The sequence below is a fragment of the Pseudomonas frigoris genome (genome assembly GCF_047758635.1).
In the GTDB taxonomy this organism is placed as follows: domain Bacteria; phylum Pseudomonadota; class Gammaproteobacteria; order Pseudomonadales; family Pseudomonadaceae; genus Aquipseudomonas; species Aquipseudomonas frigoris.
On the sequence record NZ_CP180479.1, the window covers coordinates 4554356 to 4568688 of the forward strand.

General features: G+C 58.3%; 17 protein-coding genes. 16 read left to right on the forward strand and 1 reads right to left on the reverse strand.

What is annotated here, in order from left to right:
- The first annotated feature begins 120 nt into the window (after window positions 1-120).
- The 4 genes from ACMXYH_RS20800 (at window position 121) to ACMXYH_RS20815 (ending at window position 4056) form a co-directional block, all read left to right on the forward strand.
- Window positions 121-876, forward strand: coding sequence for a PFL_4669 family integrating conjugative element protein (locus ACMXYH_RS20800; protein WP_415764768.1), 756 nt, complete (start codon window positions 121-123; stop codon window positions 874-876).
- Window positions 873-1391 carry a DUF3158 family protein gene (locus ACMXYH_RS20805; RefSeq protein WP_415764769.1) on the forward strand — a complete coding sequence of 173 codons (519 nt, stop codon included), beginning with the start codon at window positions 873-875 and terminating at the stop codon, window positions 1389-1391. The genes ACMXYH_RS20800 and ACMXYH_RS20805 overlap by 4 nt, the downstream gene beginning before the upstream one ends.
- Window positions 1388-1858, forward strand: a complete 471-nt coding sequence (locus tag ACMXYH_RS20810) for a single-stranded DNA-binding protein (protein WP_415764770.1) — start codon at window positions 1388-1390, stop codon at window positions 1856-1858. The genes ACMXYH_RS20805 and ACMXYH_RS20810 overlap by 4 nt, the downstream gene beginning before the upstream one ends.
- A gap of 230 nt (window positions 1859-2088) precedes the next feature.
- The gene (locus tag ACMXYH_RS20815) at window positions 2089-4056 is read left to right on the forward strand and encodes a DNA topoisomerase III (protein ID WP_415764771.1); all 1968 of its coding nucleotides are present in this window, start codon (window positions 2089-2091) and stop codon (window positions 4054-4056) included.
- Window positions 4057-4100: 44 nt separating this feature from the next.
- Here the strand turns inward: ACMXYH_RS20815 and ACMXYH_RS20820 are convergent, their stop codons facing one another.
- Window positions 4101-4358 carry a hypothetical protein gene (locus tag ACMXYH_RS20820; RefSeq protein ID WP_415764772.1) on the reverse strand — a complete coding sequence of 86 codons (258 nt, stop codon included), beginning with the start codon at window positions 4356-4358 and terminating at the stop codon, window positions 4101-4103.
- Between the two features lie 209 nt (window positions 4359-4567).
- On the opposite strand from ACMXYH_RS20820, the gene ACMXYH_RS20825 reads away from it, so the two are divergent.
- The 12 genes from ACMXYH_RS20825 (at window position 4568) to ACMXYH_RS20880 (ending at window position 14130) form a co-directional block, all read left to right on the forward strand.
- Complete coding sequence (locus ACMXYH_RS20825) at window positions 4568-4909, forward strand: helix-turn-helix domain-containing protein (RefSeq protein WP_415764774.1); 342 nt, start codon at window positions 4568-4570, stop codon at window positions 4907-4909.
- 903 nt (window positions 4910-5812) lie between these two features.
- Window positions 5813-6394 carry an STY4534 family ICE replication protein gene (locus tag ACMXYH_RS20830; RefSeq protein WP_415764776.1) on the forward strand — a complete coding sequence of 194 codons (582 nt, stop codon included), beginning with the start codon at window positions 5813-5815 and terminating at the stop codon, window positions 6392-6394.
- A gap of 71 nt (window positions 6395-6465) precedes the next feature.
- The gene (locus tag ACMXYH_RS20835) at window positions 6466-6723 is read left to right on the forward strand and encodes a hypothetical protein (RefSeq protein WP_415764777.1); all 258 of its coding nucleotides are present in this window, start codon (window positions 6466-6468) and stop codon (window positions 6721-6723) included.
- Between the two features lie 100 nt (window positions 6724-6823).
- Complete coding sequence (radC, locus tag ACMXYH_RS20840; RefSeq protein WP_415764779.1) at window positions 6824-7318, forward strand: RadC family protein; 495 nt, start codon at window positions 6824-6826, stop codon at window positions 7316-7318.
- A gap of 52 nt (window positions 7319-7370) precedes the next feature.
- Window positions 7371-8117, forward strand: a complete 747-nt coding sequence (locus ACMXYH_RS20845; RefSeq protein ID WP_415764780.1) for an ABC transporter substrate-binding protein — start codon at window positions 7371-7373, stop codon at window positions 8115-8117.
- 106 nt (window positions 8118-8223) lie between these two features.
- The gene (locus tag ACMXYH_RS20850; RefSeq protein WP_415764781.1) at window positions 8224-8766 is read left to right on the forward strand and encodes a PilL N-terminal domain-containing protein; all 543 of its coding nucleotides are present in this window, start codon (window positions 8224-8226) and stop codon (window positions 8764-8766) included.
- On the forward strand, window positions 8763-9434 hold the full coding sequence (locus ACMXYH_RS20855; protein WP_415764782.1) for a chemotaxis protein: 672 nt from the start codon (window positions 8763-8765) through the stop codon (window positions 9432-9434). The genes ACMXYH_RS20850 and ACMXYH_RS20855 overlap by 4 nt, the downstream gene beginning before the upstream one ends.
- Before the next feature lie 9 nt (window positions 9435-9443).
- Window positions 9444-10163 (forward strand): TIGR03759 family integrating conjugative element protein, encoded by a 720-nt coding sequence (locus ACMXYH_RS20860; protein ID WP_415764783.1) that lies wholly within the window; start codon window positions 9444-9446, stop codon window positions 10161-10163.
- On the forward strand, window positions 10145-10693 hold the full coding sequence (locus ACMXYH_RS20865; protein ID WP_415764784.1) for a lytic transglycosylase: 549 nt from the start codon (window positions 10145-10147) through the stop codon (window positions 10691-10693). The genes ACMXYH_RS20860 and ACMXYH_RS20865 overlap by 19 nt, the downstream gene beginning before the upstream one ends.
- Window positions 10690-11196 (forward strand): integrating conjugative element protein, encoded by a 507-nt coding sequence (locus ACMXYH_RS20870; protein ID WP_415764785.1) that lies wholly within the window; start codon window positions 10690-10692, stop codon window positions 11194-11196. The genes ACMXYH_RS20865 and ACMXYH_RS20870 overlap by 4 nt, the downstream gene beginning before the upstream one ends.
- Window positions 11197-11205: 9 nt before the next feature.
- Window positions 11206-13311, forward strand: a complete 2106-nt coding sequence (traD, locus tag ACMXYH_RS20875; RefSeq protein WP_415764786.1) for a type IV conjugative transfer system coupling protein TraD — start codon at window positions 11206-11208, stop codon at window positions 13309-13311.
- Window positions 13312-13398: 87 nt separating this feature from the next.
- Window positions 13399-14130, forward strand: a complete 732-nt coding sequence (locus tag ACMXYH_RS20880) for a TIGR03747 family integrating conjugative element membrane protein (RefSeq protein ID WP_415764787.1) — start codon at window positions 13399-13401, stop codon at window positions 14128-14130.
- Window positions 14131-14333 lie beyond the last annotated feature (203 nt).

A 14333-nucleotide genomic window follows, 5' to 3' on the forward strand; every position in this document is an offset into this window, starting at 1 on the left:
CGAACGACTCCGAAATTAACCCTCTCACACCAAACCGAACAGACCGCATTCAGCTTTTTGGCTGCCCTTGACCCTCATCTGTCGCAATGATCTTGCCCAAGCTTATGCGAGGACAACACCGTGGCCGATCACTATCAACTCAACCTGGGTTCATTGCGCAGCAGCATCACCCTGACCCTGCACACTCACCACGCCGCCCGTATCTGGCAAGGTAGGGTCGCACGCGAAGGCGTCCACTCGATCATGGGCATGGCCGGCTACATCAGTGTCAGCAACCTGATCAAACAAACCGCGGCCCAGGACGATCCCTATGCCGACTGGGCCATCGTGCAACTCGAAGAAAAACTGATGCAGGCCAAAGCTGGGATGCTGGCGCTCACCCAACAGTTGGATCGGATCAGACAGGACCTGCCGACACAAATCGACATGGGCGACAACCTCAACATCCACCCCGTCACCTTGCCGTTGTACATCGGCAGCCAGCTGGGTTTTCTGGCGGTCTATCTGCTGACCGACTACGACACCCTGGTGCGCCGGACCCTATTGGCCCATCACACCGCCCTGATCGGCCGCATCGACATGGAAGCCTGGATCGACGACGGCGCCTATTTGCTGCGCAGCCTGTTCGGTCAGGCACAGCGCTATCGGCATGCCGGCGTCACGCGCGACGACATGGCGGCGAACAACGCCCGTGCCCTGGCGGCCATCGAGAAAATGGGTTTGCCACCGATGGACATTCTTGAAGGGCATCGCCGCTCCCAGTTCGCGCCGCCAATCGTTCGTCGTGGTGCGGTAGCGGTGGATGACGCTGACGCGTTGGCAGAGGAAGCGGGAGAGCCATCTGCGACAGTGGATGAGCCGGAGGACGAAGCATGAATCCCATGAACCCGGCTCCACCAATGCCCTTCGAAGCGTTGACACCCGATGCCTATCGACAGTTCGAACACGCAGCCTCCCTAAAAGGCCTTTTAAAACCTTTTAAGGGTAAGGGGGAGTTGGACCACCTGGCGCAGGTGGCGAGGGAAATCGAGGCGCAGTTATGCCACCTGATGGAAGCTGTGGCGCAGCAAGCCGGACAGTCCCCTTACTCACTGCTGGATATTCGATTGGTGCTGCAGAACACCAGCGCTGGCAGCACTTTTTTGCGATGGCGCACCCGTGACTTCGCCCGCATGGGGGTTGCGGTCTGGGAGCGCCAGGTGAGCAACAAGGTCCTGCCGCAGGCCGTACACGAGGGATTGCACCGTTTCGAATGCAACCGCATTGCACTGAACCTGCAAATGAGCGTGGTGCATTCGCTTTACCGCCAGGCCACCACCTGCGCGATCAAAATGGCCAGTGCCGAACGGCTGCTGCGCCAACTCACAACCGCAGTGGAGGTATCAGGATGAGTACTTTTTTTGTCGGCGAAGGCAATATCGGCAGTGCGCCAGAGTTCCAGGAATTTCCATCAGGCAATGACGAGCCACGGCGTTTACTACGGCTGAATGTGTACTTCGACAACCCCGTTCCGCGCGAGGGCAGCTATGAAGATCGAGGCGGCTATTGGGCGCCGGTTGAGCTCTGGCACCGCGAGGCTGAACACTGGAGCACGCTGTACCAGAAAGGTATGCGCGTGTTGGTCGAAGGCCGCACCGTGCGCGATGAGTGGGAGGACAGCGAAGACAATGCGCGGGTGACCTTCAAGATCGAGGCCCGTCGAGTGGGCATCCTGCCCCACCGAGTGCAAAGCGTGGTCATGCGGGAACGATCCAGTGAGCCGGCGGCATCTGCGACACACGTCGGGCAAAATACAGAGCAGGCCAGTTCAGCTACGTCGAAACCCAGAAAGCGCAGAGGACAGCCACCGTCGGACTGACGGACTGACTTCAGGCATCAAAATTGCGCCTTTGCGCGAAGTTGCTGGCCAGTTATTACTCGCTGCTCGTGAAGACCCACCCTGTTGCCCACGCTACAACAAGGTAGCAGCCTCGGCCCATTCAAGGCTGTCCTCACCGACTAATATGAGGAACCTGCCATTCAGGTTTCTCATATCTCGCAACGGCTGTTTCCAACAACGCTGCTCCGAACTCAATCCGGAGCAGTTCTATGCGTCTCTTCCTCTGCGAGAAACCTTCCCAAGGTCGTGACATCGCCAAGGTTCTCGGAGCCAGCCGGCGCAGTGATGGCTGCCTGATCGGCACAGAGACAACCGTCACCTGGTGTATCGGCCACCTGCTGGAGACAGCCCCACCTGAAGCTTATGGTGATCAGTACAAATCCTGGTCGTTGGATCATCTACCGATCATTCCCGCGCAGTGGAGGGTTGAGGTCAAACCCAAGACTGCCGCGCAGTTCAAAATCATCAAACACCTGCTGAGCGAAGCTACCACTGTCGTCATCGCAACCGACGCCGATCGCGAAGGTGAAATGATTGCCCGCGAGTTACTGGAGCTCTGCAAGTATCGAGGCCCCGTTCAGCGCCTCTGGTTATCCGCACTCAACGAGGCGTCGATTCGCAAAGCATTGTCCTCGCTGAAATCCGGCCAGGAGACCTTCCAGCTCTATCACTCAGCCCTCGCCCGCAGCCGTGCCGACTGGCTGATCGGTATGAACCTCAGTCGCTTGTTTACCCTCCTCGGACGGCGGGCGGGCTACGACGGCGTATTGTCGGTTGGACGCGTCCAGACGCCCACTTTACGGCTGGTGGTCGATCGGGATCGCGCGATTGCCAGCTTCGTCTCGGTACCCTACTGGGACGTGGATGTGCACCTGTCCTCAATGGGGCAACCATTCATCGCGTCGTGGTTACCACCAAGCTTAGGACGAGATGAGGCCGGTCATTGCCTGCAGCAGGCGTTTGCCAGTCAGACGGTCCAAGCGATCTCGAGCAGTAAGACCGCCACAGTACTCTCGCTGCAGACTGAGCATTCCCGCGAAGCGCCGCCCCTGCCCTTCGATCTGAGCACCCTGCAGGAAGTCTGCTCGCGCAAGTTGGGGCTCGGCGTTCAGGAAGTCCTGAACATCGCCCAGGCTCTGTATGAAACTCACAAGGCCACCAGCTATCCGCGCAGCGATTGCCGCTATTTGCCAGCGAGTATGTTCGACGAGGTCTCCGCGGTATTCGATGCCCTGCTCAAAACGGATCCCGCGCTGCAGCCCGCATTGGGAAGACTCGATCGATCACTGCACTCTCGCGCGTGGAACGATGCCAAGGTCACCGCGCACCACGCCATTATCCCCACCACCGAGCCGGCGAACCTTGCGCGGATGTCCGAACAAGAACGCCAAGTCTACGAACTGATTCGCAGCCACTACCTTGTGCAGTTTCTTCCACATCATGAGTTTGATCGGACCCAGGTCGAACTGGAGTGTGGCGAAGAACGATTGACCGCCGTTGGCAAACAGATCCTGGTTCAGGGTTGGAAAGGTTTGCTCTACGAAAACACCGATGAGGATGAACCCAATCACAAGGCCCAAGTTCTACCGGTCTTGCAACAGGGTACTCAGTGCGCAGTGGACGACGTCGAACTCAAGTCCATGCGCACTGCCGCTCCTAAACCTCTCACCGAGGGCGATCTGATCAAGGCGATGAAAAATGTGGCAAAGCTGGTCAATGACCCACGCCTGAAACAGAAACTTCGGGACACCACCGGCATCGGGACCGAAGCCACACGCGCCGGCATCATCAAGGGCTTGATTGATCGCGGCTATTTGCTGAAGAAAAAACGCGCCTTGATGGCCTCCGCAGCGGCCCATACCCTGATTGAGGCGGTTCCCGCTGCAATCGCAGATCCAGGTATGACCGCGATCTGGGAGCAGGCTCTGGACGAAATCGAAGCGGGACGTCTGAGCCTGGATGCGTTCGTCGCCAAGCAGGCGAATTGGATCGCGCAGTTGGTCGCACGCTGCGGCTCACTTACTTTAGCCATGCCTATCGAAGCCGGTCCGGCCTGCCCCATTTGCAACGCCTCAATGCTCAGGCGAAAGGGGAAATCAGGGCCGTTTTGGTCGTGCTCCCACTACCCAGACTGCAAAGGCACTGTGCCCATCAGAAAAGATACGCGTCGCCCATGACGCGCCATTGACGATGAACATGAATATTGGAGGCGATGTACTGGTCAGTGCATCATCAACGGCGGCTGCCCCCTCTCGAAGTCGCTTATCGGTTGTCCGATTTCACGGGCCAAGGCGATGCCTGTCGAAATCCATATCTGCCCTAGTTCGTTGAACGCTTTCAGGTGTGCAGGATTTTCGTTGAGCCAATGAACAAGGCTGTCGAAGTGTTCGGGGTTATCCGGGCAATCATGGATCTTGATGAACAGCTCCAGTGTTCGATCCCAGATCAGATCCATGACGTTCTCGCTCTGCTCTTCCATGCTCAACCGTTCCTCCGTTTGGCCCTATCAGACCGCTCATTCTCACTGGTCACTTCGGGCTCCGATTCCTGGAGGAATAGAAGTCACGTCGCGATACACAGCTATTTCAGTCAATATATCAACCCTATAAGTCGATACTCAACCGTTAAGGATGTTCATGTCAATGGGTCTTTGCTCAACCATTCGGGTTGAATTGGAGAACTCATCACTTGGCACATAAACATCCAACCCAAGCCTTAATCGGGCGCATGATCGCGAAGCACCGGACCGAACGTAATCTGACCCAGGAAGAGGTGGCTGAACGCTTGGGGATTGGCAGCGAAGCTATTTCGCGCCTGGAGCGGGGTGTGGTGGAGCTTTCCGTGGTCAAGTTGATGCAACTGGCGGACATTTTCGACTGCCGGATGGATGAATTGCTGACCGAGTCGAGCAATCGTCCCAATGACCAGGGCCAGATGATCGCAGGTCTGCTGAGTGGACTGAAAGAAAGCGACCGTGCCTTTATTTTGGCAACCGTCGAACAATTAGCTGCCCATCTCGGCAGTAAGTAACCTCTTTCATCGCGCTCAACGCAGCGTCTTATGAAGGAGCGCCCACTGGCTTGACGTCGTGTTGCCCTCTCTGCTGTAGTAGCTTCGGATCACCGCCAACGGCGACCCAAGACCGATTCGCTCCGGGTAGCTCGGTCGAACTCTTAGAGTTCGGAGCCTTCTCTTCTGCGGAGTTTCATTCCTGATTTGTGTTCGACCTGATCACGGTGGCGGATGACCACTGTTGCCTCTGCCAGGCAATAGCGGTCATCCGCTTCAGCGATCGTATTCAGTCCCGGAGCCCACCGGGGAAACACTGGGCACCCTTTGTGCGCGGATGCGTGCCAGCAGCTTCCGACCCAGGCCACGACAAGGGTCGGTTGGCGAATCATGGCGCAGTTAAACCAAGTTTTGCGAGGAGCTTGTCGACTGTGTAGGACCGCCAAAGGTGGCTTTTCTCTTCCTCGCCTGGCACCCCGCCAGGCCCGCTCTTCACTTTCTTCAGTCCAGTGACTGCCACTGTATTCCGGCCATAAAAAATCGGGTTGCAGCGTCTTGACGCTCCCCTGTGACAGGCTTATACAAAGGGCGTGGTTCGCTGTCGTTGACAGCCCAGCCCAGGTAGCTTGAACCTTCAAGGCTACGCCACGTTCGTGGTGGTTTACCCAAGTGCGATCAGCGTTCGGAAGCTCGCACGGTTACCGCTTCAGCGGTGATGAATGCCCACTACCCCATGCCTGCGGATTACCACCGCAGACCTTTCTCTGCTGCACCGCTATTCCCCGGACGCATCGTTCTGATCGTCATCGGCTTGCCGGTGACAAGTCATTCATTGCTCGCCTTCACCTTACCCACCCTGACGGGGGCTCACTTCCCCGTCAGGGACAGTGCGTCTCCGTTTTTCCTTGAAACAGGAGAACCACCATGGCCCACGCCAACCAATCCCAAGAAGCGACCACTTACTTCAACCTACACACCGTCGGTATCGGCTACCTCAACCGTGTTCGTGAAGTACAAGTCCGCCGCGGACAGCCATTCATGGCCTGCGATATTGCAGCCCTGCACGGTGCCACCGATTCGGTGGAGTACACCCGCTTCGACTGCAAAGTCGCTGGGGGCGAAGCTGAACGCTTGATTCGTCTCTATATGGACGCCGTCAACGCCGAGAAAAAGGTCTTGCTGTCGTTCCGCATTGGCGATTTGTGGATTGATCCGTTTCTCTACGAGAAAGGCGATAAACAAGGTCAACCCGGCGCCAGCCTGAAAGGTCGTTTGCTGTTCATTGACTGGATCAAGGTCAACGGCACGTACGAGTACAAAGCGCCCGCCAGGCAGGAAGCAACAGCACCTGCTGAGCAAGCGCCAAATAATGAACCCTCCCCACCCTCGGCTGATGCCGAAGCGGAGGAGACCGAAAACCCAACAGAGCCTCGGGTCGAACCTGAATCTCCACCCGCTCCCCGCACGGCCCGCCGTGATGCTACCCATACCGTTCAGTCCGCCTGAACAGTCCACGATGTTCCACATCAAGGCGCTCCCTCGAGCGCCTTTTTTTCAATCGGCACAGGAGAACCAATATGGAATCCTTCTGGCTTTGCGACGACTGCCTGTTCGCGGCGGCTTACGAGGACTACAGCACGTTATCGCTCTACTACACGACCGATGAAATCGAGGAACGCATCGCCGCGATGCAACGTGGACTGGTTCGGTTGATGCCCATCAGTGCCGACTTTGATCCCGAAGCCGGCTGGGGAATAAAAGCCTTTTCCCCATTGCCCTGCGACGGTTGTGGTTCACACCTACACGGTCAACGCCACCGATTCACTCGGCTGTAAACAGCGCGCCATCGGCTAACACCCGCGACTCTATATCCACCTTGGGGACACCACTCCCCTCGGGCGTGTACCCCTGATTGTTCCCTTCGGAGGTACCCCCATGAGCACCCAACTCACACTGATTGAAACCTCGGATTTCGAAGCTGATCGTATCGTCCAAGAAAACCAGGTGATCGACGAAGCGCTGCATATTCTGGATCGTCGACTGTTCACCCGCGGCCCTAACCTGACGTCGCCTGACGCCGTGGCCTCATACCTAAAACTGCATCTTGCGCAACATGAGCATGAAGTCTTCGGTGTGATTTTTCTCGATGCCAAGCACCGGGTGCTGGCGTTCGAAGTCCTCTTTCACGGCAGCATTGATGGCGCCAGCGTTTACCCCCGCCAAGTCGTTAAGCGCTCCCTAGCGCAAAACGCTGCGGCCGCCATTTTTGTTCACAACCACCCCTCGGGTTGCACGGAACCCAGCCAGGCGGATCGCGTCTTGACCGCACGGCTGAAGGAGGCCTTGGCCTTGATCGAAGTGCGCGTACTGGATCACTTCATCGTTGGTGAAGGTCGTCCGCTCTCCCTTGCCGAACATGGCTGGCTTTAACCCTCAGAGGCGCCTTCGGGCACCTGGTTCATTTTCATCCTGGAGAACCCTCATGAATCCCACACCCCAAGCCCCAGCCCTGCTGATGGCCTCAAATCCATTTGCTCGCGGTTTCGACAACCTGCATATCGAACGGCTGCTACTGATCACCTACGAAAACGACTGCCCTCCCTGCTTTCGACCAGTGCATGACGTACAAGCCCATCTGCCCGACAATGAGCTGCAACTGTTCCCTTGCCTGTTCAATGACGAGTTCGCCTTGATCAGCGAAGGCCAATCCATTGCGGATGAGTTGGATGAATGCTGCCCGTCCACCGGGCTAGTGCGCCAAGTGATCTATGCCGTGATTGGCGAAATGCTCAACGAGCGGCATCACCTTGGCGATCTGTACTCCCTGGAAGAAGCCCAAGCCATGGTCCATCGCTTGAGCTTCGAAACGGGACACTACAGTCGAGCCTGGGAGATCAGTACCGCACACCTTCCTGAAGAAGCGATGTTCTATCTGGAAGGGTGGATCAGTAACTCCGCTCCGAGGAAAACCGGTCTTTTGTTTGAGCTTTTCGCGTTGCCGGATTGCTGCGGCATCGGTTGCAAACTGATCGGCACGCCCTGGACAGACGATAACCTGGTGAAGATCCAGGGCCGTCCTTATTCATCGCTGAGGCAAGAGCAGCTCGACGCCGGCACACCGGAAGCCCTGGTCAACGTACTGTATCTAGCGGCATTGGCGAATGTGCGATTGTTGATCTTCGACCCCGACACTGCCGTCTTGAATGGGCTCGCCATTTTTGATGAATAGCAACGCGTTCAGCGTTAACACGACCCGCCTTGAATCAACTTTCTCACTGAATCGCTCCTTCACCTCATGTCAGGTTCTGCACTGAATCTGACATGAGGTTTTTTCCATGGAGCGTTTTCTCACGCCTGTCTGCCTGCTGGGTTTGTTGAGCGCCTGCACGGCGCAAATCCCCAAGCCATTGCCGACCCATCCAGCGATCGACAGTGGCTTTAATCGGGCACAGCTCTCGAGGGGCACAGCCGAAGGAAGCCATCCGGGAGAGCTGCGCTATGGCCGCTATACGCTGGTCAGCATCGAGCCCACCACGGCACAACGCGATCTTCTCGCCCAAATTATCGACGTGAGCATCCCGTCCAGCCCGAGCCCTTCGGTGCAGGAGGCGATGCACTACGTGCTGCAGCGCTCGGGTTATTCGCTCTGTCCCGTTACCGCGTCGGTCAAGGTGCTGTTTACCCGGTCTCTGCCCGCAGCCCATTACCGGCTCGGCCCGATCTCTTTGCGCAGCGCGCTACAAGTGCTGGCTGGCCCCGCCTGGCAACTCACGACCGATGAAGTCAGCCGTTCGGTTTGCTTCGAGCAGCAGAAAACGGAGGCTGGTGTCGCGCTGATCACACCGGTCTCGCCCCATCAGTCGGCGGCACGCCCATGAAAGCCTCAACGTTTCAAATCCTTATTATCGGGCTTCTTTGCCTGGCAATTGCCGGCCTGAGTGGTGGTTTGTATAACCAGTATCAGCGCGTGGCCGAGCTACAGAGCACGAACACCCTACACCTACAAACCCTGGACACCCTGCAACGTGATTCAAACGCCCTCAAGGATACGCAGGAGAAGCTGCAGTACGCGCTGAAAGACCTGAAGCAGATGGTCAATTCCGGTGAGCAACAGGCCAATACCCTCGATCCGATGTTGGATCAATGGGCACAAGAGATACAGGAGCTGCGCGATGGTCTGGCAGCCCGCGCCACCGTGGTAGACCTGACAGCGCTACGCACACGCCTTGAACAGGTCGAGCAGCAACTCCTGGACCTCAGGACCCAGCCATCCCCTCCACCGCCGACGCCTGCCGCGACCAGAGCGAAAAAAACCGCTCGGCCCAAGCCCGCCCCGCTCTCGCCACCGTTCACAGTGTTGGGGGTCGAGTCCCGCGGTGGTGAGCGCTTTCTGGCGGTCGCACCTCATAACAGTCGCGCTCTCATGGATGTTCGGCTGCTGCATAGCGGCGAGCAATTGGGAACCTGGCAGCTGAAAGTGCTGGAGCCGAACTCAGCCATCTTCGCGGTGGCCGCTCAGCCAGACCAGACCGTGCACCTCCCTTGAGACGCGATCATGAACAGAGCGCCACTGCCCGCCGTCGTCTGCCTGGTTTCGCTACTGACCACGGGTGCTGTGATGGGTAACCCCATCACGACACAGTCACAGATCCAAGACACGCAGTCCGCTCCGCTGGGGCGCTCCCACTCCGAACAGGCTGCGAGCTGGGGGCTGACGGAGCAGGAGTGGACGCGCTTCGAACAGATCCAAGCCGGCCCGCGCGGTTTCTGGAGCCCGAGCCTCGATCCGTTGACCGCACTCGGGGTCGAGGCCCAGACCGACCAAGAGCGCCAGCGCTATGCCGAATTACAGGTAGCGCTGGAAGCCAAACGCGCCGAGCGCGAATTGGCCTACCAAAACGCTTACACCGCGGCCTGGGCCAAGCTGTTTCCCGGGCTGCTGCCGATCCAGGACATGGCATCCCCGCTCCCAACCAGCTCATCGGTCGTGCCGCGTCAGGCCCTGTTTGTGGAGGATCATTGCCCGGCGTGCACCGCCGAAGCGCAGCGTCTGCAAAGCAGTGATACGGCGTTCGATATCTACCTGGTGGGCAGCCAAGGCGAGGATGAACGCGTCCGTAGCTGGGCCCGGCAAATAGGCATCGATCCGGTCAAGATTCAACGCCGGCAGATCACCCTGAACCATGACCGCGGACGCTGGTTCGGCCTGGGTGCCCCGGGGTCATTGCCTGCCACATTTCAACAGGTGAATGGACAATGGCAACGCCTCGACTGAGTGCTATTGCGCTCCTGCTGACGGTGTTCGCCGTCCAGGCTGACGAACTTCCGCCTCCTGCCTACCAACTGGCGGCGCATGACGCGGAGATCCCTTCTACGGTGCTGTTCGCCATTGCCCTGCAGGAGAGTGGTATCCGCGTCCGTGGTCGCCTGCTGCCCTGGCCGTGGACGCTGAACATCGCCGGAACACCCTACCGCTTCGCCACTCGCCAGGCCGCCTGTCACGCCTTGCTTCAGGCACTCGCCCGACATGACGCCAAGCGGGTCGATGCCGGACTCGGCCAAACCAACCTGGGTTACCACGGGCAACGTTTTTCCAGCCCTTGCGAAGCCCTCGACCCCTACCGAAATCTCGCCGTCACCGCCGCGCTGCTGCAGGAGCATCACGCCGCCACCGGTGATTGGATGTTGGCTGCCGGGCGCTATCACCGCCCGGCAGGAGGAACGTCGGCCGCGCGTTACCGAGCCGGCTTTTCCCGGCAACTCAAACGGTTGCTGGTTTCCTTCGAACAAGAGACACCACCATGAAGCGAATCGCCATTGCCTGTTATTTCACCCTGCTCTTCGCCCAGCCGGAACTGACCGTTGCCGGGGATCAGCCTAGCGACTTCACCCGACCTCATTTTCAAGTTTCCAGGCGGCCAATAAACAACAAGATCGAGTCTGATCGGCCCATGCATGCGGACCTGTCTAAGTTTGCCGATGAAGCCTGGATATTGCCGGTCAGCAGCTCCCGGTTGAGCCCAGGCCAGATCACGCCTCGTGCCCTGAACATGCCGGGCTTGCGGCCATTTTTCCTGGTCGGTGAGGATCCCCAATCACTGGCTTGGTTGCGTCAACGCGCGACTGAACTGAAGGAAATGGGCGCGGCTGGCCTCGCCGTCGAAGTGGCTGATACTGAAGCCCTGGCCCGGATTCGAGCAGCCGCTCCGGGCATCACCATCCTGCCGGTCAATGGCAACGACATCGCCAGCAGCCTGCAGATCGAGCACTACCCCGTCTTGATCTCCGCCACCTCATTGGAACAGTGAGTCCAGACCATGGCCGAACATACGATGGAGTCCAAGCTCCGACCAGCGGTGGAGCTGTACACCGTAGTGATCTGTATCGCCGCCGCGGTGTTGTGCGTGTACTCGCCCTGGGCTGTGGCGCTGTCACCCGAGATCGGTCTGGTTGCAGCGCTGGCCTATACCCTGTTCGGCCTGATCCGACTGCGACAAGCCTGGGACGTACTGCGTTATCGGCGCAATATCCGTCGGCTACCCCGCTACGAACTGATCAGTCGGCAGATTCCGGTCAGTCGTAAACGTTTGTTCATGGGCCGCGGCTTTCGCTGGACCCGCCTGCACACCCAGCGCTTGGTCGAGGCTCAGGATCCGGCTGTCGCTCACTATGTCGATCAACCGACCCATTACCGCCTGGCACGTGGACTCGAACGGCGCCTGGAACATGCTCCGTTTCCGTTCTCGACACTGGCGCGTATCACCGCCTGTGACAATGCCTTCAATCCGTTGCGCCCTTTGCCCCCGGTCGGTGGCTCGCCGCTGTTGCATGGGGTCGAGCCCTATGAAACGGAAGTCAGTCTGCCGCTGGGGGAACGGGTTGGGCATACCCTGGTGCTCGGCACTACCCGTGTCGGCAAGACGCGGCTCGCCGAGGTGTACATCACCCAAGACATTCATCGCATCGAACATGAGGTGGTCATCGTCTTCGATCCGAAGGGCGATGCCGACCTGCTCAAACGGATGTACGTCGAAGCCAAACGGGCCGGTCGGGAGAAGGAGTTCTATGTTTTCCATCTGGGCTGGCCGGAGATCTCCGCCCGTTACAACGCCGTGGGACGCTTCGGCCGCATTTCGGAAGTGGCTTCGCGCATTGCTGGGCAGCTCAGTGGTGAAGGTAACTCTGCAGCCTTCCGTGAGTTCGCCTGGCGTTTCGTCAACATCATCGCCCGCGCACTGATCGAGCTGGGCCGACGTCCGGACTACCTGCAGATCCAGCGACATGTGATCAATATCGACGCCCTGTTCATCGAATACGCCCAGCAGTTTTTCGCCAAGACCGATCCGAAGGCGTGGGAAGTGATCGTCCAGCTTGAAGGTAAGCTCACCGAGAAGAACATTCCCCGGCATATGATCGGGCGCGAAAAGCGTGTGGTGGCCATCGAGCAGTACCTGGCGGTGAAGCGGGTATTTGATCCGGTCATGGACGGACTGCGTTCGGCGGTACGCTACGACCGTACTTACTTCGACAAAATCGTTGCCTCGCTACTGCCGCTGCTGGAGAAACTCACCACCGGTAAGACAGCCCAACTGCTGGCCCCAAACTACACCGACTTAGATGACCAGCGGCCGATTTTCGACTGGATGCAGATCATCCGAAAACGCGGCATCGTCTACGTCGGTCTGGATGCACTGACCGACGCCGAGGTGGCCGCCGCTGTGGGCAACTCCATGTTCGCCGACCTGGTCTCGGTCGCGGGCCACATCTACAAACATGGCATTGACCATGGCCTACCCGCATCGAGCAGCAGCAGTGACAAGCTGCCGATCAACCTGCACGCCGATGAGTTCAACGAGTTGATGGGCGATGAGTTCATCCCGCTGATCAACAAGGGCGGTGGCGCCGGCATCCAGGTGACGGCCTACACCCAGACCCTCAGCGATATCGAGGCGCGCATCGGCAACCGTGCCAAAGCCGGCCAGGTGATCGGCAATTTCAACACCCTGCAGATGCTCAGGGTGCGCGAAACCGCCACCGCGGAGCTGCTCACCCAGCAGTTGCCCAAGGTTAACGTGCTGACCAAAACGCTGGTGTCGGGCGCCACCGACACCTCCGATCCTGAGGCCAACACGGACTTCACCTCCTCCTCGCAGGACCGGGTTAGCAGCACCAGCGTGCCGTTGATTGAGCCTGCTCATATTGTCAGTTTGCCGAAGGGGCAAATGTTCTCCTTCCAGGCCGGCGGGCAGCTCTGGAAAGTCCGCATGCCTTTACCTAAATCCACCAACGACGATGCCATGCCCAAGGACTTGCTGGAACTCACCCAGCGAATGCGGGCGGCCTACAACGAGCAGGCGGGCCAATGGTGGACTGCCAGCGGGGGCGGCCCAACAACCAACTTCGATTTGGATCAGGTGGGGTAACCCGTCCCCCCGCAGGTTTTGATTCAGCAAACACGCATTCGGAAGGCGCCTTGATGGCATCGACCGCGGCGCGCAATGGAGTGAACGATGACAACTTCCGCCCAGAACACGCCGCCACAACCTGTCCAGCGCCCGGGAGTGATCGTCTCGGCGATTGGCTTGGTTTTTCGCATCATCGGTTTGCTGATCGCCTCGTTGCTGTTCTCGATCCTGATCGAGTTCGCCGGTCTACTGCTGCTCTGGGGCGATCAGGGCTGGCGGCACAGCCAGGCCATGCTGACCACTGAACTGGGCTGGCTCAGTGAGCACTTCAAATCTTCACTTATCCTCCAACAACCCGGACCGACGATTGTCCAGCTGCTGGACTTTCTCAATCAGTGGCTGCTGGTCAAGACTGGCTTTGCGGATTTTGCCCAGAAGGCGCGGGGGTCTAGCCAGGGCAACGGCTTCTGGAGCTGGATCAACCAGCTCTACGTGAGCATTGAGGATTTTGTACTGGCGGCGGTGTATGTCACCTTCACCTTCGCCGTGAGGCTAACCATTCTGGTCCTGGCGATACCCTTGTTTCTGCTGGCCACGCTCACTGGTTTTGTCGATGGTTTGATGCACCGTGACCTGCGCAAATTTGGAGCAGGACGAGAAAGTAGCTTCGTCTATCACCGCGCTAAACGAGCAGTAATACCGCTGCTCATCGTGCCCTGGGTCATTTACCTGTCCCTACCCTTTTCGCTCAATCCTATGGCCGTATTTTTGCCTTGTGCTGTAATGCTTGGCATCACAATGGCAATCACGGCAACTACATTTAAGAAATATCTCTGACTCGAAAAAATTATATTTTTCCTTTATATATCCCCTACTGTCAGGATAGTTATCCAGCGACTGCAGAACTGACACAGCGCACGAGTTGACCTGCCCGTATTCGACTTCGACTCCCCACTTCGAGCAGTGCGTTGAATGAAAGGCAAGCTTCCACAGTTTGGGATGTGCCTCAAGATTGGTGCAGAAGTGGGACCAAGATTCGC

Coding starts and splice junctions, on each gene's coding strand:
- ACMXYH_RS20805 (WP_415764769.1), top strand. CDS start 873: ATGAATCCCATGAACCCGGCTCCACCAATGCCCTTCGAAGCGTTGACA.
- ACMXYH_RS20810 (WP_415764770.1), top strand. CDS start 1,388: ATGAGTACTTTTTTTGTCGGCGAAGGCAATATCGGCAGTGCGCCAGAG.
- ACMXYH_RS20815 (WP_415764771.1), top strand. CDS start 2,089: ATGCGTCTCTTCCTCTGCGAGAAACCTTCCCAAGGTCGTGACATCGCC.
- ACMXYH_RS20820 (WP_415764772.1), bottom strand. CDS start 4,358: ATGGAAGAGCAGAGCGAGAACGTCATGGATCTGATCTGGGATCGAACA.
- ACMXYH_RS20830 (WP_415764776.1), top strand. CDS start 5,813: ATGGCCCACGCCAACCAATCCCAAGAAGCGACCACTTACTTCAACCTA.
- ACMXYH_RS20835 (WP_415764777.1), top strand. CDS start 6,466: ATGGAATCCTTCTGGCTTTGCGACGACTGCCTGTTCGCGGCGGCTTAC.
- radC (WP_415764779.1), top strand. CDS start 6,824: ATGAGCACCCAACTCACACTGATTGAAACCTCGGATTTCGAAGCTGAT.
- ACMXYH_RS20845 (WP_415764780.1), top strand. CDS start 7,371: ATGAATCCCACACCCCAAGCCCCAGCCCTGCTGATGGCCTCAAATCCA.
- ACMXYH_RS20850 (WP_415764781.1), top strand. CDS start 8,224: ATGGAGCGTTTTCTCACGCCTGTCTGCCTGCTGGGTTTGTTGAGCGCC.
- ACMXYH_RS20855 (WP_415764782.1), top strand. CDS start 8,763: ATGAAAGCCTCAACGTTTCAAATCCTTATTATCGGGCTTCTTTGCCTG.
- ACMXYH_RS20860 (WP_415764783.1), top strand. CDS start 9,444: ATGAACAGAGCGCCACTGCCCGCCGTCGTCTGCCTGGTTTCGCTACTG.
- ACMXYH_RS20865 (WP_415764784.1), top strand. CDS start 10,145: ATGGCAACGCCTCGACTGAGTGCTATTGCGCTCCTGCTGACGGTGTTC.
- ACMXYH_RS20870 (WP_415764785.1), top strand. CDS start 10,690: ATGAAGCGAATCGCCATTGCCTGTTATTTCACCCTGCTCTTCGCCCAG.
- traD (WP_415764786.1), top strand. CDS start 11,206: ATGGCCGAACATACGATGGAGTCCAAGCTCCGACCAGCGGTGGAGCTG.
- ACMXYH_RS20880 (WP_415764787.1), top strand. CDS start 13,399: ATGACAACTTCCGCCCAGAACACGCCGCCACAACCTGTCCAGCGCCCG.